Source organism: Nocardia otitidiscaviarum, from assembly GCF_007362295.1.
GTDB classification, from domain to species: domain Bacteria; phylum Actinomycetota; class Actinomycetes; order Mycobacteriales; family Mycobacteriaceae; genus Nocardia; species Nocardia otitidiscaviarum.
In genome coordinates this window covers 6,909,165-6,929,222 of sequence record NZ_CP041695.1, presented here as the reverse complement: position 1 = coordinate 6,929,222, position 20,058 = coordinate 6,909,165, and the positions used below count along the sequence as shown (strand labels likewise).

General features: G+C 69.1%; 22 protein-coding genes and 1 pseudogene. 8 read left to right on the top strand and 15 right to left on the bottom strand.

The annotated features are described in order from the left end of the window. Window positions 1–55: 55 nt before the first annotated feature. From rraA to FOH10_RS31115, 7 genes are all read right to left on the bottom strand, one after another. Window positions 56–556 (bottom strand): ribonuclease E activity regulator RraA, encoded by a 501-nt coding sequence (rraA, locus tag FOH10_RS31145; protein WP_244961452.1) that lies wholly within the window; start codon window positions 554–556, stop codon window positions 56–58. A gap of 100 nt (window positions 557–656) precedes the next feature. Beyond that, complete coding sequence (locus FOH10_RS31140) at window positions 657–1,118, bottom strand: SRPBCC family protein (RefSeq protein WP_039808229.1); 462 nt, start codon at window positions 1,116–1,118, stop codon at window positions 657–659. A 58-nt stretch (window positions 1,119–1,176) separates the two neighbouring features. After that, complete coding sequence (locus tag FOH10_RS31135) at window positions 1,177–2,127, bottom strand: CopD family protein (RefSeq protein ID WP_244961451.1); 951 nt, start codon at window positions 2,125–2,127, stop codon at window positions 1,177–1,179. After that, window positions 2,124–2,657, bottom strand: coding sequence for a copper resistance CopC family protein (locus tag FOH10_RS31130; RefSeq protein ID WP_029930493.1), 534 nt, complete (start codon window positions 2,655–2,657; stop codon window positions 2,124–2,126). The genes FOH10_RS31135 and FOH10_RS31130 overlap by 4 nt, the downstream gene beginning before the upstream one ends. Then, the gene (locus FOH10_RS31125) at window positions 2,654–3,301 is read right to left on the bottom strand and encodes a YcnI family copper-binding membrane protein (protein ID WP_143983340.1); all 648 of its coding nucleotides are present in this window, start codon (window positions 3,299–3,301) and stop codon (window positions 2,654–2,656) included. Before FOH10_RS31125 ends, FOH10_RS31130 begins: the two co-directional genes overlap by 4 nt. A 40-nt stretch (window positions 3,302–3,341) precedes the next feature. Next, entirely contained in the window at window positions 3,342–3,875 is a 534-nt protein-coding gene (locus FOH10_RS31120; RefSeq protein WP_143983339.1) for a hypothetical protein, read from the bottom strand. Window positions 3,876–4,034: 159 nt separating this feature from the next. Continuing rightward, a complete protein-coding gene (locus tag FOH10_RS31115) occupies window positions 4,035–4,673 on the bottom strand; it encodes a DUF6474 family protein (protein ID WP_029930490.1) in 639 nt (212 codons plus the stop codon). A gap of 234 nt (window positions 4,674–4,907) precedes the next feature. Between FOH10_RS31115 and FOH10_RS35940 the strand changes: the two genes are divergently transcribed. The 3 genes from FOH10_RS35940 to FOH10_RS31100 all read left to right on the top strand — a co-directional run bounded on the left by FOH10_RS35940 (window position 4,908) and on the right by FOH10_RS31100 (window position 9,225). Next, window positions 4,908–6,758, top strand: coding sequence for a TM0106 family RecB-like putative nuclease (locus tag FOH10_RS35940; RefSeq protein WP_425326114.1), 1,851 nt, complete (start codon window positions 4,908–4,910; stop codon window positions 6,756–6,758). Then, window positions 6,755–8,719, top strand: coding sequence for a molecular chaperone HtpG (gene htpG / locus FOH10_RS31105; protein WP_143983338.1), 1,965 nt, complete (start codon window positions 6,755–6,757; stop codon window positions 8,717–8,719). The genes FOH10_RS35940 and htpG overlap by 4 nt, the downstream gene beginning before the upstream one ends. A 305-nt stretch (window positions 8,720–9,024) precedes the next feature. Further along, window positions 9,025–9,225, top strand: a complete 201-nt coding sequence (locus tag FOH10_RS31100; protein ID WP_029930487.1) for a cold-shock protein — start codon at window positions 9,025–9,027, stop codon at window positions 9,223–9,225. Window positions 9,226–9,322: 97 nt separating this feature from the next. Here the strand turns inward: FOH10_RS31100 and FOH10_RS31095 are convergent, their stop codons facing one another. Continuing rightward, entirely contained in the window at window positions 9,323–10,090 is a 768-nt protein-coding gene (locus tag FOH10_RS31095; RefSeq protein ID WP_029930486.1) for an SDR family NAD(P)-dependent oxidoreductase, read from the bottom strand. 154 nt (window positions 10,091–10,244) lie between these two features. Here FOH10_RS31095 and FOH10_RS31090 point away from each other — a divergent pair, with 154 nt between their 5' ends. Then, on the top strand, window positions 10,245–11,150 hold the full coding sequence (locus tag FOH10_RS31090) for an SDR family NAD(P)-dependent oxidoreductase (RefSeq protein ID WP_143983337.1): 906 nt from the start codon (window positions 10,245–10,247) through the stop codon (window positions 11,148–11,150). A gap of 20 nt (window positions 11,151–11,170) precedes the next feature. Further along, a pseudogene (locus tag FOH10_RS36170) lies at window positions 11,171–11,338 on the top strand (TetR/AcrR family transcriptional regulator); the annotation flags it as partial. A gap of 321 nt (window positions 11,339–11,659) precedes the next feature. On the opposite strand, the gene FOH10_RS31080 reads toward FOH10_RS36170, so the two are convergent. From FOH10_RS31080 to FOH10_RS31060, 5 genes are all read right to left on the bottom strand, one after another. After that, window positions 11,660–12,463: a TMEM165/GDT1 family protein gene (locus tag FOH10_RS31080; RefSeq protein ID WP_143983336.1), complete on the bottom strand. Its 804-nt coding sequence runs from the start codon at window positions 12,461–12,463 to the stop codon at window positions 11,660–11,662. A gap of 293 nt (window positions 12,464–12,756) precedes the next feature. Continuing rightward, on the bottom strand, window positions 12,757–13,284 hold the full coding sequence (locus FOH10_RS31075) for a hypothetical protein (RefSeq protein WP_029930482.1): 528 nt from the start codon (window positions 13,282–13,284) through the stop codon (window positions 12,757–12,759). A gap of 162 nt (window positions 13,285–13,446) precedes the next feature. Then, window positions 13,447–14,211 carry a glycerophosphodiester phosphodiesterase gene (locus FOH10_RS31070; protein WP_143983335.1) on the bottom strand — a complete coding sequence of 255 codons (765 nt, stop codon included), beginning with the start codon at window positions 14,209–14,211 and terminating at the stop codon, window positions 13,447–13,449. Next, on the bottom strand, window positions 14,208–15,278 hold the full coding sequence (locus FOH10_RS31065) for a DUF4328 domain-containing protein (RefSeq protein WP_244961450.1): 1,071 nt from the start codon (window positions 15,276–15,278) through the stop codon (window positions 14,208–14,210). The genes FOH10_RS31070 and FOH10_RS31065 overlap by 4 nt, the downstream gene beginning before the upstream one ends. A 56-nt stretch (window positions 15,279–15,334) precedes the next feature. Beyond that, window positions 15,335–15,709: a rhodanese-like domain-containing protein gene (locus FOH10_RS31060; RefSeq protein ID WP_143983334.1), complete on the bottom strand. Its 375-nt coding sequence runs from the start codon at window positions 15,707–15,709 to the stop codon at window positions 15,335–15,337. Window positions 15,710–15,991: 282 nt separating this feature from the next. Between FOH10_RS31060 and FOH10_RS31055 the strand changes: the two genes are divergently transcribed. Continuing rightward, window positions 15,992–16,603 (top strand): hypothetical protein, encoded by a 612-nt coding sequence (locus FOH10_RS31055; protein ID WP_143983333.1) that lies wholly within the window; start codon window positions 15,992–15,994, stop codon window positions 16,601–16,603. A gap of 24 nt (window positions 16,604–16,627) precedes the next feature. Here the strand turns inward: FOH10_RS31055 and msrA are convergent, their stop codons facing one another. Next, window positions 16,628–17,308, bottom strand: a complete 681-nt coding sequence (msrA, locus tag FOH10_RS31050) for a peptide-methionine (S)-S-oxide reductase MsrA (protein ID WP_143983332.1) — start codon at window positions 17,306–17,308, stop codon at window positions 16,628–16,630. A gap of 208 nt (window positions 17,309–17,516) precedes the next feature. Here msrA and FOH10_RS31045 point away from each other — a divergent pair, with 208 nt between their 5' ends. Both FOH10_RS31045 and FOH10_RS31040 read left to right on the top strand, forming a co-directional pair. Beyond that, on the top strand, window positions 17,517–18,140 hold the full coding sequence (locus FOH10_RS31045) for a superoxide dismutase (protein ID WP_029930476.1): 624 nt from the start codon (window positions 17,517–17,519) through the stop codon (window positions 18,138–18,140). Between the two features lie 182 nt (window positions 18,141–18,322). Beyond that, complete coding sequence (locus tag FOH10_RS31040) at window positions 18,323–19,240, top strand: DUF5926 family protein (RefSeq protein WP_039808254.1); 918 nt, start codon at window positions 18,323–18,325, stop codon at window positions 19,238–19,240. A 263-nt stretch (window positions 19,241–19,503) separates the two neighbouring features. Here the strand turns inward: FOH10_RS31040 and FOH10_RS31035 are convergent, their stop codons facing one another. Beyond that, on the bottom strand, window positions 19,504–20,052 hold the full coding sequence (locus FOH10_RS31035) for a ferritin (RefSeq protein ID WP_029930474.1): 549 nt from the start codon (window positions 20,050–20,052) through the stop codon (window positions 19,504–19,506). Window positions 20,053–20,058 lie beyond the last annotated feature (6 nt).

The following is a 20,058-nucleotide window of genomic DNA, read 5'->3' as shown; positions in this document are numbered from 1 at the left end:
TCGCATCCCGCACCCGTGACGACTGGTCTCGGGAGGCGAGGGTAGCTCAGGCGGGCTAGCTCTCGGCGCGCACGACGACGCCGTCGTGGTCGCTGTAGAGCATGTCGCCCGGCACGAAGGTGACGCCGCCGAACTCGACCGGCACGTCCTTCTCGCCGGAGCCGGTCTGGGTGCTCTTGCGCGGATTGGTGCCCAGCGCCTTGATGCCGATGTCGAGGGTGCGCAGGATGGCGGAGTCGCGGACCGCGCCGTTGACGACCACACCGGCCCAGCCGTTGTCCACGCCGCGTCCGGCGATGATGTCGCCGACCAGGGCGGTGTGCACGCTCGCGCCGCCGTCGACGACCAGCACCCGGCCCGCGCCGGGTTCGCCGAGGGTCTGCTTGACCAGCAGATTGTCCTGGAAGCAGCGGATGGTCACGATGCGGCCGGAGAAGGTCTCCCGGCCGCCGAACTGAATGAACTGGGTGTCGCAGCTGCGGATCTCCGGGCCGATCTCATCGGCCAGGTCGGCGGTGGCGACGGGGTTCGCGGAAGTATTGGCTGAATCGGTCACGGGGTTCATCTTCCCCTGTGGTTACCGATGAGTATTCGCGGCCCCTCGGGGCGGCGGGCATACCGGGGTCGGCGTCGTCGGCGACCGTCCGGATGCGTGATCAGGCGTTGGCGTCGCTGCGGTGGTAGGCGGCGATCTGGGTGGTCAGGTGGTGCGTGGAGCTCTTCACGGCCATCTTCACGAACGGCTCGATGGTCTTGCCCAGCAGTTTGCCGGCGATACCGCCCGGCACCCGGTAGTCGACGATGGCGTCGACGGTGCAGGCGTGCTCGCCCTTGGCGTGGAACAGGAAGGTGGACTCGATCTCGAAGCCCTTGATGGACTTCACGCCGATGGCGAAGTTCTCTTCGTGGCGGACGATCTCGATGGTCGAGTGCAGGGTGACGGGGCCGAGTTGAATGGTGCCGTCGAAGGTCGCGCCGACGCCCTCGGTCTGTTCGGTGAGCGGGGTGAACGCGCTGATCTCGGTGATGAACTTCGGGAGATTGCGATAGTCGTTCACGTAGGCGAACGCGGATTCGGCCGAGGCCGCGCAGTCTGCGATGATCTTGACTTCGGTCATGCGCTCGACTGTAACGTGTTCTAGTTTTGTCCGCAGGTCGGGTGTGTCACACCAGGTCTCACGCGGTGACGGCGAGTGTAGCAGCGAGTCCGAAAACGACCGCGATGGCGACCGTCTCCAGCACCGCGCGCCGCAGCGACGACTCGGCCGTCATGCGGTGATCGGCGGCCACCGGCACCCAGCGCCTGCGCCACCACCAGCCCAGCGCGATCAGCGCTGCCAGCAGTACGGTCTTGGCCAGCAGAATGCGACCGTAGCCGGTGGTCACCAGCGCCGCCGGACCACCCACCCGCACCAGACCGTTCACCAGGCCGGTCAGTCCCACCACGCCCACCAGCGGCAGCGCCCACGCCGAATAGCGGGGCAGCAACACCGCCCACTCGCCGCGGGTCCGCACCACCAGCGCCAGCGCCAGCAGCAGCCCGAACCAGGCCGCCGCCGCCAGCGCGTGCACGGCGGCCAGCACCGAACCGAACGCCTGCTGTGACATATGTCCCGTGATCGGCCGCAGCGCGAGGGTCACCGCCGTGAACACCAGCACCAGATCGGGGGTGGCCCGCTCCGGCAGCCGGAAACCGAAGGCGCTGTAGGCCGCCACCGCACCGCTGCCGAGCAGGATGGCGATGCCGATCTGGCCGCCGCTCACGTCGGTGAGGAAAGCGCCGAACTGCCGCGCGCCCAGCTCACCCACCGAGACACCCAGCACCTCGGCGGCTTCGAAGGCGAGCATGGCGAATTCCAGGGCCGCCCACACCCCCGCCGCGATGGCGAGCACGCGCCACGGGATGTCGAGCCGGTCGTGCAGGCGGGGGAGTGCGGCCAGGCCGAGCACCGCCGCGCCCGCGCAGTCGGCCAGTGCCCGGGTCGGGGCCTCCGGCTGCACCGGGTCGGCCCCGGCCAGCGTCCACGCCAGCAGTGCGCCCAGCAGGCCCGCGGGGACGACCAGCAGCAGCCGACGTCGGATGCCGCCGGTCCCCCCACGGCGATCGGTGCGGTCGGACCGGCTCACGAACGTCGCTTACCCCGACCACCGAGCAGCGCGAAGGCGAGGCCGCCGCCGAACAGCACCACCGCGCCCACGATGAAGATCCACAGCGGGAAGCCGCCGCCGTCGCCGTCCTCGCCCGCCTTGGCATTCGCCTTCGGGCCCGGGGTGCCAGTGCCCTCCTGGGTGAGCGTGAAGGTGATCTTGCCGCTCACCGGGTGGCCGTCGGCCGAGGTGACCCGGTAGGCGATCTTGTACTCGCCGACCGGACCCAGTTCGCCGACCGCCACGCTGATGGTGCGGCCGTCCACCGTCGGGTCGCCCTTCGACCAGAGGTTGCCGTCCGGACCGGTCACGGTCATGGACGGGAAGCTGGTCTGCAGATCCTCGTTGAAGGTGACCGTGGCCCGCTCCGGCCCGGTCGCGATCTCCGCCCCGGCGGCCGGGTCGCTGCCCACCACCGACGAATGCGCACTCGCGGTGCCCGCGCCCAGCAGGGCCATACCGCTCACCAGCAGGCCGGTGACCACACCGGCGATCACACGTCGCATCATGACCGGCGGCTCCGCAGGACCGCGCCCAGGCCCAGGGCCGAACCCAGCGCGCCCAGCGCCAGGCCGATGCCGCCGAGCCAGCGGGCGGTGGTGTCGGTGTCGGTCTCCGCGGCGGCGGAGTCGCCGACGGTGTGGCCGTGCCCGTCGCCGTCGCCCGCCGCGAGAGTCAGTGTCGGAGCGGGATGTTCGGGCTCCTCACCCCCGGTCTCCGGCTGATCCCAGCGCACGACCGTGCCGTCGCTGTAGGTCTGGGCGGCGGCGAAGCTCACGGTCTCGGTCTCGGGGAGCCGCCCGAGGGAGATGACGAACCGCTGGAACTGGCCGGGACCCACCCCCGGATTGCCCGGCTCGGCGGTCCAGGTGACCGAGGTCGCCTCACCCTCCGCATTGCGGTCGACCTTCGCGGCCCACCCCGGCAGCGGCTCGGTGCGGGCGCTCTTCAGATTCGGCAGGGTGACAACGAGTTCGGTGGTGGACGCGGTATCGGATTCGGTCGGCACCCGGAAGGTGGCGACGGTGTACCCGCCCTGCTGCGCGCCGGGCGCGTCGACGGTGACATGGGCGAAGGCGGTACCGGCGCCCAAGAGCGTGAGGCTCGCGGCCGCGACGGCCGTGCCGAGCGCACGCGAAACGTAGCTGTGCATAAGTGGATGTGCTTTCTCTGGCAGAGGGTTTGGTGGGGGATCAGCGACTGCCCGGAACGGGCGGTGCACGCGGACCGATCGCACCGACGGCCAGCGCGTGCCGTGCCACCCCCGCCGCATACGGCCACCGGCTCGCCCCACGGGTCGCGGGCACCGCAGGGCGGGTGGTCGCCGCCCGGACCGCCTGGGAGACAAGCCCGTACAGCCGCTCGACCACCGCCAGCAGCACCGCGCAGCACCCGGCCGCCAGCACATGGGCCGTGATCATCCACCGGTCGGCCACCGCACCCGAACCGTGGGTGTGCCCGGACAGCGCCGACAGCGCGCCGTGGCAGGCCAGCTGCCCGGCGAGCAGCCAGCCGAGCAGCGCCATCCGGGATCGCGTCGATACCGCCGCCGACACCCCGGCCGCACCGGAGATCAGCAACAGCAGCGTCACCCCGGCCGACTCGGGAATGTCGGCCCCGGCCGCGCCGTGCGCGGCAATGGCCAGCGCCGCGACGGTGACCCCTACCAGAAATCCGCGTACCTGCGGCGTTTTATCCTGCCGCGCAGGCGATTCCGTACCGCGCACGGCGACCGGCCACCGCCTCCGTCGTAGCCCCGGCGTGGAGCTGGTTGCCGCCGTTGCGCGGCCACGGTGTCCATTCTCGGGACCGCGCGACCGCACGGTTCCGCCGGGCGTGTCGCCTCGGCGGTCGGTGCGGCCACGGTAGGGCATCGAACAGCCGGGTCAGCGGACGCCGAGGCGGGCGAGTACGTCCGACTCGACGCCCGACAGTTCATTGGAGATGGAGGCGTGCACGGCGCGGCGGCGCTGGATCGGCATCTGGTCGGCGGTGCGCACGGCGGCGCTCAGGCTGTCCAGGCGGTCGCGGGTGGCGGTGGCGAACTTCTTGGTGTCCACATCGGCGTCCTTGGACTCCAATTCGCCGATCGTGGTCTCCACATTGGCGATGCGCGCGCGCAGTTTCGCACCCGGTCCGGAGAATTCGCTGAGCTGATCCAGGCCGATGCCCAGCTGCTGCGCCCGACGGTTGTCGATCTGGCCGCGCACGAAGGTCGCGCCGCGGTACGCCAGCGGGGCAAGCACCGGCACCAGGATCCGCGCCACACCGAGGTACTTGCGCACCTGCGCCGCGCTGAACAGCTCCCGCTCGGCCCGCGCCGCCACCTTGAGCGCCGCCTTCTCCTCCGCCTCGAGCGCCTTGATCTGCGCCTTGGCCACCTTCTCCTGGGTGCGTATCTCGGCCCGGTTGCGCTTGCGCTCGTTCTTGGCCCCGAGCTTGGCCTCGATCGCCGCCTTGTGCTTGAGGGCCTTCGCCTCCGCTCGGCGGCTGACCCGCTTCTTGCGCTTGGTGAACAACCCCATAGAACGGCCTCCGTCACGCTGGTTCGCCATGGCGGCACAGGCCCGGGGAATTCGCCCGTCCGCCCATGTCACACGGTTTGCCGCCCACAGTAGCGGGTCCACACCCGCGACCGTGACCGTGATGCCCGTTTACCGGCGCGCGGCACGACCTGATCGGCGTCCGTACGCGGAGGAAGCGGGCCGGAGAGGGGCGGGCGGACGGGGGTGTCGGGGGCTCACGCCATACTGCTATGCGTGGATTCGGGCATTGGCGACCGGCTGGGTCGCGACAGACACGGCGCTGCCGACGATCGGCGACCGGCCGATACGGCGGCCGTCGGGTCCGAGTCGACGGCCGAGTTCCGTACCGAGCGAGTGTCTTTCATCGACGCGCGGGCACTGATCGGCTGCCGTCACCGGCTGCATCTGGACGCCCTGCATCCGGGGGCGATGTCGGGCGTGGCCGAGGACGCCGGGGTGAAGCAGCGGCGGGAGGCGGCGCAGGCGCACCGGGAGAATGTGCGCGACACGCTCATCGCGGCCGATCCGAACCGCTGGGTGGTGATCGACCCGACCCGCTCGGCCGCGCAGCGCGCCGAGGCCACCATGGCGGCCTGTGCGGCGGGCGTCGACCGCATCTGGGGCGCGCTGCTGCCGCAGGAACCCGACACCGGGCGGCGCGGCGGCTGCGAAATCCTGTGGCGGGACGCCGATCGCGGCGGCTACATCCCGATCATCGTGGTGAACCACAAGGTCACCGATCCGCGCCAACCCGACCCGGCCGACTACCACCCCACCACCAGCGACCTGTACCGCTGGAATCCGCAGCCGGACAAGCACGTCCGCACCCGCCCGCAGCAGCGCGACCAGCAGCGGCTGGCCCACCTCTACCGCATGTTGCAGCGCCACGGCTACGCCAGCCCCGCCCTGGTCGGCGGTGCCATCGGCTACCACTTCGACCGCATCCTGGTGCACGACCTGGGCCCGATTCTCGACGACTACGACCAGCGCTACGCCGATCGGGTCGCCGTGGTGCGGGGAGAGCTGCCGACTATCCCGTCGAAGGTGCCCGAGTGCCGCCAGTGCCCGTGGTGGACCCGCACCGCCCCGGCAGCCGCCGCTGTCGATACGACCATCGCCCGCCCCGATTCCCGGCCCGCTGATGGTGCGGCCGCCGGGGCTATCGCGGTGACGTCCGCCGAGACCGCCGACCCGGTCGCCGTGGACGCCCTCGACGGCGCGTGCGAGAAGTGGCTGATCGCCCACCGCGACATCAGCCTGGTCGCCCCCGGCTCGCGCGCCGAGGTGCTGCGCCGCCACGGCGTCGACACCATCGACGATCTGGCCGGATGGACCGGTGACGATCCGGACGACTGGCAGTACGAGCCGTTCACCGAGACCGTGGTCACCGCCCGCGCCTGGGCCACCGGCGCACCCCTGGTCCGCCGCGTCGACCGGGTCACGGTGCGGCGCGCGGACGTCGAGGTGGACGTGGACCTGGAGAGCTTCCAGGAGCACGGGGCCTACCTGTGGGGCACCCTGCTCGACGGCGTCTACCGTCCGTTCGTCACCTGGGATCCGCTGCCCACCCCGGACGAGGGCCGATCCTTCGCCGAGTTCTGGAACTGGCTGATGGGCATCCGCGCCGAGGCGAAGGCCAGCGGGAAAACCTTTGCCGCCTACTGCTATTCCCGCACCGCCGAGGACAAGTGGCTCTACGAGTCGGCCCGCCGCTTCGCCGGGCAGCCCGGGGTGCCCACCGAGAAGCAGATCCAGCAGTTCGTCGACGGGCCGGACTGGGTGGACATGTTCCAGGCCGTCTCGGAGCAGTTCATCTGCCCGAACGGCAAGGGCCTCAAGAAGATCGCCCCCGTCGCCGGATTCGCCTGGCGTGATCCGGAGGCCGGTGGCGAGGCGTCCATGAGCTGGTATCGCCTGGCCGTCGGCTACGAGGGCGATCCGGACCTGTCCCAGCGCACCCGCATCCTCGAGTACAACGAGGACGATGTGCTGGCCACGAAGATCCTGCGGGACTGGATGACCGATCGCGCGGATGCCGAGGTTCCCTCCATCGCCGATTTCGCGCGTCGTACCATCACGACGTGACCGATCACGTCGAACAACTGGAGTTTCAGGCCGAGACGCATCAGCTGCTGGAGCTGATGATCCACTCGGTCTATTCGAACAAGGACACCTTCCTGCGGGAACTGATCTCGAATTCCTCCGACGCTCTCGACAAGCTGAGGCTCGAGTCGTTCCGGGACAAGGATCTGACCGCCGACATCTCCGATCTGCACATCGAACTCGAGGTGGATCGGGACAACCGGGTGCTGACCGTGCGCGACAACGGCATCGGCATGTCCCGCGCCGAGGTCGTGGATCTGATCGGCACCCTCGCCAAGTCCGGCACGGCGGAGCTGCGCAAGCAGCTGCTGGAGGCCAAGAAGTCGCAGACCGAGGCGGAGGAGCTGATCGGCCAGTTCGGCATCGGCTTCTACTCGACCTTCATGGTGGCCGACAAGGTCACCCTGACCACCCGCAAGGCGGGCGAGACCGGCGGCACCCGCTGGGAGTCGAACGCGGGCAGCTCCACCTACACCATCGAGGATCTGGACGAGGCCCCGCAGGGCACCACGGTGCAGCTGCACCTCAAGCCCGCCGACGAGGACGATCACCTCTTCGACTACACGCAGGAGTGGAAGCTCCGCGAGATCGTCCGCAAGTACTCGGACTTCATCGCCTGGCCCATCCGGATGGATGTGAAGCGCACCGTCACCGAGGGTGAGGGCGAGGAGAAGACCGAGAAGGAGATCACCGAAACCCAGACGCTGAACTCCCAGAAGGCCCTGTGGACCCGCCCGAAGAGCGAGGTGTCCGAGGAGGAGTACAAGGAGTTCTACAAGCACGTCTCGCACGCCTGGGACGATCCGCTCGAGATCATCCCGATGAAGGCCGAGGGCACCTTCGAATACCAGGCGCTGCTGTTCATTCCGTCGCACGCGCCGTTCGACCTGTTCGCGCGGGAGCACAAGCGCGGTGTGCAGCTGTACGTGCGCCGGGTGTTCATCATGGACAACTGCGAAGAGCTGATGCCGGAGTATCTGCGCTTCGTCAAGGGCGTGGTGGACGCGCAGGATCTGTCGCTGAACGTCTCGCGCGAGATCCTGCAGCAGGACCGGCAGATCCGGGCCATCCGCAAGCGGCTGGTCAAGAAGGTGCTGTCCACGGTCAAGGATATGAAGGCCGCCGGGCAGGCCGAGGACGGGGACACCTCGAAGTACGAGACCTTCTGGAAGGAATTCGGCCGGGTCGTCAAGGAGGGTCTGCTCTCCGACACCGACAACCGCGAGACCATCCTGAGCATCGCCTCGTTCGCCTCCACCCACTCCGAGACCGAGCCCACCTCGCTCGCGGAGTACGTGGAGCGCATGAAGGAGGGCCAGTCCGCGATCTACTACCTGACCGGCGAGTCCCGCCAGCAGATCGAGAACTCCCCGCATATGGAGGCGTTCCGGGCCAAGGGCATCGAGGTGCTGGTGCTCACCGATCCGGTGGACGAGATGTGGGTCGGCGCGGTGCCGGAGTTCGACGGCAAGCCGTTCCAGTCCATCGCCAAGGGTGAGGTGGATCTGGAGACCGAGGAGGAGAAGAAGGAATCCGAGGCCCTGCGCGAACAGCAGGAGAAGGATTTCGCCGATGTGCTGAAGTGGTTGGGGGAGACCCTGGCGGAGGAGGTCAAGGAGGTGCGCCTGACCAACCGGCTCACCACCTCGCCCGCCTGCGTCGTGGGTGATGTGTTCGACTTCACCCCGATGCTGGAGCGCATGTACCGCGCCTCCGGGCAGGACCTGCCGCACACCAAGCGCATTCTGGAGCTGAACCCGACGCATCCGTTGGTGACCGGTCTGCGCGATGCCTTCGCGCAGCGTTCGGCGGAGGAGAGTTCGGATCTGGCCGAGACCGCCGAACTGCTGTACGGCACCGCGGTGCTCGCCGAGGGCGGCGAGTTGAAGGATCCGGCGCAGTTCGCCCGCATCCTGGCCGAACGGCTCACCCGCACCGTCTGACCTGGCGGGGAGTGCTCGCTCCGGCGGGCACTCCCACCAGAAACAAGATCAGTGGTCGGTTATGCGTGCGGGGCCACTTTTGTGACCATCGACATGTTTAGACGATTTCGGGAACTCGCCTTCGTAGCGTACGTTGTACTTCTTGGTCGTTGGTTTTTCGTGTTCATGCTTGACACATGCTCGCGCGGAACATTGTGCGGGCGTCGCTTCTCTTGGCATCCAAGTAGCAAGTCGCCGTCTGGATCGACCCGGTCGCCGTGACCGCGGCGACCGTTATATAAGAAACACCCTGTCAGGAGAAGGTAATGGTTCAGGGCACCGTCAAGTGGTTCAACGCGGAGAAGGGCTACGGCTTCATCTCGCGCGAGGGTGGCCCCGACGTTTTCGTCCACTACTCGGAGATCGAAGGCACCGGCTACCGCGGCCTCGAAGAGGGCGAGCAGGTCTCGTTCGAGATCACCGAGGGCAAGAAGGGCCCGCAGGCCTCCGCTGTGCGCAAGCACTGAGACATATAGCGCTTAGATAGGCTTAGAATATTCGAGCTCAGCTCTCGAAGACCAAGGCCCGCACCGAATCTCGGTGCGGGCCTTGTGGTTTCCAGCGTCAGCGCGGCGCCATGCGCAGCGCGCCGTCCATGCGGAAGGTCTCGCCGTTCAGGTAGTCGTGCTCGGCGATGTACTGCGCCAGCTGCGCGTACTCGTCGGGACGGCCCAGCCGCGACGGGAAGGGGACGCCCGCCTCCAGACCCTTGCGGTACTCCTCGGTGACACCGGCGAGCATCGGGGTGTCGATGATGCCGGGCGCGATGGTGTTGACGCGAATGCCGAACTGCGCCAGGTCGCGGGCGGCCGGAATGGTCATACCGGCCACGCCGCCCTTGGAGGCGGAGTAGGCGATCTGCCCGATCTGGCCCTCGAACGCCGCCACCGAGGCGGTGTTGATGACGACGCCGCGCTGGCCGTACTCGTCGACCGGCTCGGTCTTGGCCATGGCCTCGGCGGCCAGGCGCATGACATTGAAGGAGCCGAGCAGGTTCACGGTGATGACGGTGCGGAACAGCTCCAGATCGTGCGGTCCGTTCTTGGACAGGATGCGGCCCGCCCAGCCCACACCGGCGCAGTTGACGACGATGCGCAGCGGCACACCGGACTCGACGACCTTGGCGACCGCGGCGGCCACCTCGTCACCGCTGGTGACGTCGGTCGGGATCAGGGTGACACCGGCGGGCACGCTGTCCCCGGCGCGCTCGATCGACTGCGGCAGGTCGAGCCCGAAAACGGTGGCGCCCAGGTCGGCGAAGCGCTTGGCGGTCGCGGCGCCCAGACCGGACGCGCCTCCGGTGACAATTGCGGCGGAGCCCGAAATCTCCACGGTGATTGGTCCTCTCCAACGGTGGACGGCCTCTCGCTGGCCTTCCGTCAATAGCACGATAACGGTGGGCCGCAGCGCCGCTGCGACGGGTCCGGAAGTGGACCGGACGTCTAGTTTGCGAACACTGCTGTTCGTTGAGTGCTACCGTCATCCCATGAAAGCCCGCTCGGCCCATTGGCTACGCCGCTTCGGTTCGCCTCCTGATATCGAAGGACGACGGATTCTGGTTACCGGCGCGGCGCGTGGGATCGGAGCCGCCCTCGCCCGGCAGCTGCACGCGCACGGCGCCCGGGTGGCCCTGCTCGGCATCGAGCAGGATCTGCTGGCGCAGGTGGCCGCCGACTGCGGCGACGCGCCGTGGCGCTACTGCGATGTCGGCGATCCGAGCCAGGTCGATCGGGTGATCACCGCACTGGTGAGCGAACTCGGTGGACTGGACGCCGTGGTCGCCAATGCCGGTATCGCCCGGCAGCTGCCGCTCATCGGCGGCGATCCGGCGGTATTGGAGGAGACGCTCACCGTCAATGTGCTCGGCGTCTACTACACGCTGCGCGCGGCCGGACCGCATATCGCCCACGCGGGCGGCTACGCGCTGCTGGTGTCCTCGCTGGCGGCGGCCATCCACCTACCCCTGGCGGGGGCGTACAGCGCCTCCAAGGCCGCCGTGGACGCGCTCGGCAACACGCTGCGAATCGAATTGCGGCACACCGGAGCTCGGGTCGGCATCGCCTACTTCGCCGAACTCGACACCGAGATGACCGGGCGCGGCTTCGGCACCGAGGCCGCACACGCCATCCTGGGCCGCGACACCGTCTCGAACGTGGCCCCGCTCGGCCCGGCCATCGACGGTCTGGAACGCGCGCTGGCACGCCGATCGCGGCGGGTCGTGTCACCCTATTGGGTGGGCCCGCTGCTGTGGTTCCGCGGCATCGGGCAGTGGGCCGTGGATACGACGCTGCGGTCGGGTGTCGCCTCCGGCGTGGAGATCGCCCGCACCGAGGTGGCGCCCTACACGACCGACCAGCCCGCCCGCCCGCGCCGACTGCGGCGGCCCGCCTGAACACGCACGACGGAGAGCGTATGACCGACTCGGCAGTCACCGCCCGCCTGCCCCGCGGCCGCCACGGCCTGCCCCGGGAGACCGTGGTGCGCGCCCAGCGCGACCGCATCCTGCTCGCCATGGCCGAGGCGATGGCCGAGAACGGCTATGTCGGCACACCGGTCGCGGCCATCATCAAACGCGCCGGGGTCTCCCGGGAAACCTTCTACGAGCAGTTCCGCTCCAAGGAGGACTGCTTCGAGGCCGCCTTCGAACGCGCGGTGGAACTGCTGCTCGCCGGCATCCTCGACGCCACCGGCCGCAGCCCCGAGGGGGAGACCCAGCGGCAGCGGCTGGAGCGGCTGCTCACCTCCTACCTGGACGGACTGTCCGCGCACCCCGCCTACGCCCGGCTGTTCCTGGTCGAGGTCTACGCGGTCGGCAGCGAGGCCATCCACCGCCGCACCAGCCTGCAGGAGACCTTCGTCGCCATCGTCGGCGACGTGCTGGGCGCGGAAACCGAACAGCAGCTATTCGCCTGCCAGACCCTGGTGGCGGCCCTGAGCTCCATGGTCACCGCGTGTATCGCCACCGACGACATCGAGGGACTGCACGACCTGCGGGAGCCCATGCTCGACCTGGTCGCCCGCAGCGGGGACTTGTTCGGCACGCCGCTGGCGCAGGATCAGCAGCACGAGCCCGGCCAGGGCGGGTAGTACGGCGGCGGCGAGCGCGGTGGCCGCGGGACCCAGCCGCGTCACGGTGCCCAGTAGCGTCAGCCCGCCGAAGTAGAGGAACAGCAGGCCGGAGCAGGTGGCGATGGCACGTTCGGGAATATGCCTGCCCACGGTGACGCCGATGGCGATGGCCAGCGCGCCCGCCGCCACCATGCCGACCACCGAGCCGATCCACACCGCCAGCCAGCCCCGGTCGGTGGCCAGCGCCATGGTCGCGAACATGGTGCGGTCGCCGAGTTCGGCCAACATGAACGCGGACAGCACCACGAAGAACGCCGAGCGCGAGGTGGGCCGGGTGGTCGCCGTGCCGGGGTCGTCGGCGGCCGGTGCGGGCAGCACGTCGCGCAGCGTCCACAGGCCCACGGCCAGGAAGATGACGGCGGCGAGCAGCGAGATCAGCTCGGTCGGCAGCGCCGTGCCGAGGAAGTGGCCCACCCCGACGGCCATGAGATTCACGGCCACGCTCGCGGTGGCGATCGCGCTCAGCACCACCCACCAGCGGTAGCGCAGCGCGAAGGTCAGCGCCATGAGTTGCGATTTGTCGCCCAGTTCGGCGAGGAACAGTGCGCCGAAACTCAGCAACACGGTGGTGATCATCGTTCAGGCTCCCAGGGCTCCGGCCTGTCGGCTGAACGACACAGAGCTCTTCAGCCGACACCGCACCGGTAATTCGGATCGGTTGTCATCGGCCGAAGGTCTCGCCCACCGGAATTCCGGTTCCCGCAGCCGGATCCGCGACGGGACCAGTATGTCGACTGCGCGATTGGGGGCTACTCCCCTTCGCTGTCGGCCACTCTACCCCGGCAAACCGCCCGCCGCCAACCCGACGTAATCGAAATCGCAATGCGCGCAATAAGTTTGGGAGTCCTGCCCGGTGGTTTCGGGAACCCTCACGCGGCCAGCAGCATGGCCAGAACCGCGGTGTCGGGGTCGCTGATCGGATCGACGCCCACCCGCGAAACCATGGAGGTCACCACGCCGTCGCAATCGGTCTCCACCCAGGCCGCGCGATGTTCCAGCCCCAGATGCGGCACCCCCGGCAGCAGCACGCAGCCCGAAGCCGCGCCCGCCAGTTCGGGCAGCGACGGCCGCGTCTCGCGCGGCGGATGCAGCATGAGCAAGGCCGATGGCACATGCTCGGCAAACCGTCCCGGCTGCAATGCCTCGTCGCCGAGCACCGGCCCCTCGGCCAGCACCAGCCCCACCGTGCCGGGTTCCGGATCGTCGGGCAGGTCGTCCCGGGTCCCGAACACCGTCGTGGTCGGCAGTAGCCCCGGCAGGCTGGCCACCCGCACGGCCAACACCAGCAGTTGCGCCCACTCCTTGGTGGAATCCGGCCACCGCCCGGAAATCAGGAAACCCCGCAGCGCTCCGCGCGCCTGGAACGGCGTCACGCCGATGTGGTCGTTCGTATTCATCTCTGCCTCCCGAGACCCGAAATCGGGGCGGCCCTGCCCGTCCTACCTGTAGGGATACCCAGGTTGCCCGGGAACTCAACTGGCACACAAGTACCAGAGATTGCTAGCAGACGGGCACGCCGGCGGGTAACCGGCGGCACGGACCGTCGCGGGGCGGCCGAGCTAGACCGTCAGCAGGCCCTTGGTGCGGCCCGGATGGTTGGTCGCGACCCAGCTGACGCCCAGGTCGGCGCAGAGCTGGACGTCGTCGGCGTCGTCGACGGTCCAGCAGTAGGTGGCGCGGCCCGCCGCGGCGGCCTTGTCCACCAGGTCGGGGTGTTCGCGCAGGGTGCGCACCGAGGGTCCGACGGCCGTCGCGCCCACCGTGGTGGCCGCACCGCCGGAGAGATAGAGCGACGACTCACCGAGAAGCACCGTCGGGAGCAGCGGCGCGGCGCGGCGGATGCGCCAGACGGCGGTCGCGGCGAAGGACATGACCACAGCGCGGGAATGGTCGGCGGAGGCGGGGGTGGCGATGCCGTAGCGCTGCAATTCGTTCAACAGCGTGGTCTCCACCAGCGCGCCGTACCGGACCGGATGCTTGGTCTCGATGAAGAGTTTGGTGGGGCGGCTCTTCCAGTCCAGCACCAGCTCGATGAGCTGGGCGAGGGTGAGCACGGCGGCGGGCTCGCCGTCCGCCCCGAAGTCGAGGGCCTCGAGTTCGGCGAGGGTCATCTCGCTGACCGCGCCGGTGCCGGAGGAGGTGCGGTCGACGGTGCGGTCGTGCACGCACACCAGCTGGCCGTCCTTGGTCAGTCGCACATCGCATTCGACGCCGTCGGCGCCCTCCTGGAGTGCGAGTTCGTATGCGGCGAGGGTGTGTTCGGGTTTCGCCGCCGATGCGCCCCGATGCGCGACCACGAACGGCGCACGACTGTCCCGGCTCACTTCGCCAATACCTCCTCATGCTCGAATTCCGGCGAACCGTCCGGGTTTTGGGGCTCACCGGCCGGTGCACTCACGGTGGCCTCATCATTCCCGACGGCGGCGTGCGGCGCGCGTTCGGCGGAACCGCCCGGCCGCACCGGCTCGATGACGGGTTCGGCCGGGGCCGTCGCCACGGTCCAGCGGTGCCCGGCGCGCGGGCGTCCGAGCACATCCAGCCCCTCGCAGCCGCGCAACACCCAGAGCGTCAGCACGGCCACGCCCGCGGCGACCAGGTCGGTGACGGCGGTCCACAGCACGCCGTCGGCCTCGGCCTGCAGCGAATCCGGCAGCCGCCACAGCAGCGCGCCGAACACCATGACGGCGTTGCCGATCCAGACACCCCACCAGATCCGGACGGCCCGCAGCAGCCGCGGATCCGCGCGCCGCCGCGCCACCTCGGTGAGGAAGACGCCGGGCCACAGCAGATTCGCGACCGGGACCAGACAGCCCAGGGCCAGCATGAGCGACGACCGCGGATCCCGTTGCCCGGCCTCGGCGTACGCGGCGCGCCGGAGATCGGCGAGCCGTCCGACCACCGCGACCGCGCTCACCAGCGCCAGCAGCAGGGCGGCCAGGGCGGTGGTGTAGACGAGCGCGTCGGAGAGCGCCAGCAGCCACGGTTCGATGAGTCGGGTGCGATTGCGCAGCAGGATGCCGTAGCGGCCCAGTTCGGCGAGTCCGGCGGCGAGGAACACACCGGCGGTCACGGTCAACAGCAGCGGCACCCGGGCGGCGAGCCGGTCCCAGCGCCCGGCCGGGGCGACGGCGGGCTGCGGCGGCACGTCGCGCAGCCCCCAGCGCGGGATCCGGGTGTAGTGCGGGGTCTCCCACGAGCCGGAGCGGCGCGGGCCGGGCGCGGGGGACTTGCGGCGGCCGGGCGGCCGGGCCACCCACCGGTAGTTGCGGCGGGCGGGCGGGGCGTCGACGGGCGCGGGCGAGAGCAACACGCCGTGACAGCGCGGACACCAGTGCAGCGGCGTGCCCTGCACGGCCCAGCGCGCGCCGCAGCGGGCGCAGGGTTGCACCACCGGCGATCGCGCCGGCGATCGCGGAACGGAACTCACCGGACGTGTCCCCCCTTCATCTAGTAGATCTTCGCCTGTTGCTCGTCGTCGCCGGTGAGCGGACGGCCCGCCTGCTGCCAGGCGACCATGCCGCCGGAGACGTGCAGGACCTCGTAGCCGATGTGCTCGAGGTACTGGGCCACCTGGATCGAGCGACCGCCCTGGCGGCAGATCACGTACACCTGGGCGTCGATATCGATGTCGTCGGTGCGCGCCGGGACGTCGACCATGGGGATGTGGATGGCGCCCGGCGCGTGGCCGAGCCGCCACTCGTCGGGCTCACGGACGTCGAGCAGGACGGCGGGCACGCTGTCGGTCGTGCCCCACGGCTCGGCGGCGTCGAACTCCGCGGGCACGGCGTCGATCGGTACCGAGGGGATGTCGGGGCTCGTCACCCTGTCGATCCTGCCACGGGGGCGCGGCGGCGGGGGAGTTCCATTCCGGTCGAGCGGCAGGTTATCCACATAATCCACAACCTGATCCACAGGTCGAGACCTGTCCGGAATGTCCGGCCGAGCGCCCCGGTAGGTCCCCTCCACGTGCCGGAGCGTTCGGCCGGATATCTCTTTCGACGCAGCACCGGAACGATCGGTTCCCGGTGGAACCGTAAAAAACGACAACACCGCACAAAAACGAAAATCCCCGGTTCACGCAGGCACTTTCGGTAGCCTCGGACCATGGATACGAGCAGGGGGCTACTCGACACTCTGGACACCAACGGACTCAACACCGCCCTGTCCGAGGCGACCTGCCTCGGTATACAGGTCGAACCGGCAAATGCTCGGCTACGGCTCGAACTCGATGTGCTGACCTTGCCGCTGGACGGGCCACCGCCCGCCGACTGCGCGGTTTTCCTCACCCTCTCCGGCGTCAGCCGGGTCGCCGCCTCCTTCCGCCGCCAGCAGTGGGACGACCTGGAGCCGGAAATCCTGCCCGCCACCCTCGAGACGCTCGGTGACGCGGTGCGCAGCTTCGGCGGCGGCGCACTGCACGGCTGGGAGTTCTTCGACCTCGACGACAGCAGCTGGGCGCTGTGGCGGGAACTGCTCAGCTTCGACACCGTGCTCGGTGCGGGCGAGGGCGCGCACATCCTCGAGTTCTCCCAGGAGGAGGGCATCGACCCGCGCGAACTCGATATCCGCGTGTGGTTCGACCGGGTGAGCATCCAGGACTGCCACGGCCACGAGATCCCGGTCGCGGATTTCATCGCGGGCGGCATGCGGTGGTGGGAAGCGCACGACAGGTGCGATCCCCGCACCATGCGGCCGGATATCGTGCCGGCGCTGTAGCCGGGCGCAGTTCCGCGCGACGACCTATGTGCCCGGGCCGATCGGGCACCGCACGCCGGTGCCGTGGTCGGGGCAGTAGCCGCCGGGGTTCTTCGCCAGATACTGCTGGTGATAGCCCTCGGCGTAGTAGAACGCGGACAGATCCGGTAGCGCGGCGATCTCGGTGGTGATGCTGCCGTACCCGGCCGCGGTCAGACATTCCTGATACGCCGCCGCGGTCTCGTGCGCGATGTCGGCCTGCCGGTCGTCCAGAGTCAGGACGGCCGAGCGGTACTGCGTGCCGCGGTCGTTGCCCTGCCGCATGCCCTGGGTCGGATCGTGGTTCTCCCAGAACCACCGCAGAATTCCCGTGTAGTCGACGACCTCGGGGTCGAACGCGACCAACACCGCCTCGGTATGCCCCGTGCGCCCCGAACACACCTCCTCGTAGGTGGCGTTGGGCGTATAGCCCCCGGCGTATCCGACGGCGGTGCTGTGCACGCCGTCGTGCAGCCAGTAGCCCTGCTCCGCACCCCAGAAACAGCCCATGGCGACCACCGCGACCTCCGTACCCGCGGGGAAGGGTGGTTTCAGCGGATGTCCGTTGACGAAATGTCGCTCCGGGACGACCAGCGGTTCGGCACGGCCGGGCAACGCCTGCTCCGGCGTCACCGGCACGGCCTGCGGCAGTCGTATGCGGGCTACGAGTTCGTCGTACCACGACATGGGTTCGATGCTACGGCAGCAGTCTCGGCCCGAAGCGGGGCCTGTTTGCGCCGGTGCTGCGCGGGCACCGTCCACTTGCTGGGATTATCGACCGGCGCCGGAATCAGGGGGGAGCGCCCCCGGTTGCAACCGAGCGGGTGTACGAATGATGGTTGGGTGCGCTCTACACACCGAGGGCACACGGCCCCGACACTGAGGAAGGGACATCGTGGCTGAGTACACGCTGCCAGATCTGGATTACGACTACAGCGCCCTGGAGCCCCACATCTCCGGGCAGATCAACGAACTGCATCACTCGAAGCACCACGCCGCCTACGTCGCGGGCGCGAACACCGCGCTCGAGAAGTTGGAGGAGGCCCGCGAGAAGGGCGACCACGGCGCGATCTTCCTGTACGAGAAGAACCTGGCCTTCCACCTGGGTGGCCACGTGAACCACTCCATCTGGTGGAAGAACCTCTCCCCCAACGGTGGCGACAAGCCGGTCGGCGAGCTGGCCGCCGCCATTGACGACCAGTTCGGTTCGTTCGACAAGTTCCGCGCGCAGTTCACCGCCGCGGCCAACGGTCTGCAGGGCTCCGGCTGGGCCGTCCTGGGTTACGACACCCTGGGCCAGAAGCTGCTGACCTTCCAGCTGTACGACCAGCAGGCCAACGTCCCGCTGGGCATCATCCCGCTGCTGCAGGTCGACATGTGGGAGCACGCCTTCTACCTGCAGTACAAGAACGTCAAGGCCGATTACGTGACCGCGTTCTGGAACGTCGTCAACTGGGAGGACGTGCAGGAGCGCTTCGCTCGCGCCGTCTCCCAGGGCAAGGGCCTCATCTTCGGCTGAGCCGACTCGCTGTGACCTGCGAGGGCCCGCGAACCGCCGAGGTTCGCGGGCCCTCGTCGTCCCCGCACCACCACGATCCCGGCGGCCGCGGTCTCGCGGCCGTATCGACGCCGCCCTCGATTTCAGGCATCTACGCAGGTCAAAACGGGGAAACCCGCCCCTTCCTGCTACGCTGCCGCCTCATGGGTAAGAGCAAGCGCAACAGTCCCAAGCCGGGGAGCAATCGGCAGGCGAAGCTGGCCGAGCGCCGGGCGGCGCAGGAGCGGGCGGCGTCGGTGGTGACGCGGCCGTTCGAAGGCTTGGCCGCGGAATGCGATCTGGTGGCGCTACGGGAGTTCGTGCCGTCGGCGACCGCCACGCTGAAGCTGTCGGCGAATGTCGCCGCCGAACGCCCCGTCACCCTCGCGACCGTACTGCCGGGCGCGGTGTCGGCGCTGGTGCGCGCCGGGGACGAGCCGACCGGGTTCGTGGGTGTGCAGGTGCAGTTCCAGTCCGGTGATCCGGCCGCGGATCTGGCCGCCGCGATTCTGTGGACCCAGTCGGCGGAGCCGGGGGAGTCGTTGGCCGCCACCAGTGCCGAGGGCGCGCCGAGCCTGGCCGAGGTGCTGGATCCGGGTGCGGCGCTGGATCTGACGGTGCATCAGGACTTCAACTGGTGGGTGCCGGCGGGCGTCACCCCGGACCCGCAGGTGGCCGCCACCATCGAGCAGGCGAATCAGGCCATCATGCCGTCGGCGCGGCTGGAGTTGGGCGGGGACGCCATCGGCGCGGCCTGGTGGGTGGACGCCGGTGAGAAGGCGCATCTGCGCTGGGTGCGTCCGGAGGACGAGGACGCCCTGATGCTGGCCCTGGCCCGGCTGCACGCGGCCGGGAACCTGCACCTGGGTGAGGGGTCGCGGTTCGCGGGGTCGTTCCGGACCCACGGCCTGCTGGTGCCGGTCTTCGATCTGGACCGCGAGCGGCACGCCAGCGAATGGGTGCCGGGGGCAACGGAATTCGGTGCGCGACTGGTCGAGGCGCTGGCGGTGGACGAACCGCTGACGAGTGCGGAACGCCGCTCGCGCGATGGTCTGCGTTCGCGTCAGGTCACCTTGCGCTGACGCGCGAAATTTCCTGGGGAATTTTTTGAAAAACCCTCATTTCTAACCTGGCTCTCGGTTAGGTTCTCATCACCCCGGAAGGTCGGGGGAGGTGAGGATCTTCTCGCCGAAGCAAGAGATGAGGAAAACCATGGACGCGATTCTCGAAATCATCACCGGTCTGCTCGGCTCCCTGAGCGCCGAGTGACCGATCTCCCTCGGGAGACGAACGGCAGGCCCGGTCCAGCGCAAGGGACCGGGCCTGCCGTACTCGGGGCACCGCTTTACAGATGACCGCCCGCGGTGGACGGGGCGCCGGAGGCATCCGACGGCGAACTCATCTCGCGTGCGACGAAATTCTCCAGATCGAACAGATTCGCGGCCGCCCGCTCGGCGACATTGACGAGGGTCTTCATATGGGCGACCTCCTCGACCTGCTCCTTCAGGAACCACTGCATGAACTGTTCGCCCAGGTAGTCGCCCTCTTCCCGGGCGGTGCTGGCGAGCTGGACGATCTGCTCGGTCACCGCCTGCTCCTGGGAGAGCGCGAGCTGCAACGCTTCCTTCGCATTGGCGAACTGCGCCTTCGGGGCGTCGACGTCGGACAATTCGACGTTGATATCCCGATCGAGGAAGTACTGCACGATCATCATCGCGTGATTGCGCTCTTCGACGGCCTGCTTGTAGAAATGCTTGGCCAGCACGGGCAGATCGGCATTGTCGAACCACACCGCCATTGCGATGTACTGGTGTTCGGCGTTGAATTCATTCCGGATCTGATCGTGCAGCAGGGCGTGGAACTTGCTGCGCTGGGACTTGGCGTGGCTGGACATAGACAT

Excerpts from the sequence above, each read along its gene's own strand:
- FOH10_RS31140 (WP_039808229.1), bottom strand. The coding sequence starts at position 1,118 with ATGACCGAAGTCAAGATCATCGCAGACTGCGCGGCCTCGGCCGAATCC.
- FOH10_RS31130 (WP_029930493.1), bottom strand. The coding sequence starts at position 2,657 with ATGATGCGACGTGTGATCGCCGGTGTGGTCACCGGCCTGCTGGTGAGC.
- FOH10_RS31125 (WP_143983340.1), bottom strand. The coding sequence starts at position 3,301 with ATGCACAGCTACGTTTCGCGTGCGCTCGGCACGGCCGTCGCGGCCGCG.
- FOH10_RS31115 (WP_029930490.1), bottom strand. The coding sequence starts at position 4,673 with ATGGGGTTGTTCACCAAGCGCAAGAAGCGGGTCAGCCGCCGAGCGGAG.
- FOH10_RS31100 (WP_029930487.1), top strand. The coding sequence starts at position 9,025 with ATGGTTCAGGGCACCGTCAAGTGGTTCAACGCGGAGAAGGGCTACGGC.
- FOH10_RS31090 (WP_143983337.1), top strand. The coding sequence starts at position 10,245 with ATGAAAGCCCGCTCGGCCCATTGGCTACGCCGCTTCGGTTCGCCTCCT.
- FOH10_RS31080 (WP_143983336.1), bottom strand. The coding sequence starts at position 12,463 with ATGATCACCACCGTGTTGCTGAGTTTCGGCGCACTGTTCCTCGCCGAA.
- FOH10_RS31075 (WP_029930482.1), bottom strand. The coding sequence starts at position 13,284 with ATGAATACGAACGACCACATCGGCGTGACGCCGTTCCAGGCGCGCGGA.
- FOH10_RS31055 (WP_143983333.1), top strand. The coding sequence starts at position 15,992 with ATGGATACGAGCAGGGGGCTACTCGACACTCTGGACACCAACGGACTC.
- msrA (WP_143983332.1), bottom strand. The coding sequence starts at position 17,308 with ATGTCGTGGTACGACGAACTCGTAGCCCGCATACGACTGCCGCAGGCC.
- FOH10_RS31040 (WP_039808254.1), top strand. The coding sequence starts at position 18,323 with ATGGGTAAGAGCAAGCGCAACAGTCCCAAGCCGGGGAGCAATCGGCAG.
- FOH10_RS31035 (WP_029930474.1), bottom strand. The coding sequence starts at position 20,052 with ATGTCCAGCCACGCCAAGTCCCAGCGCAGCAAGTTCCACGCCCTGCTG.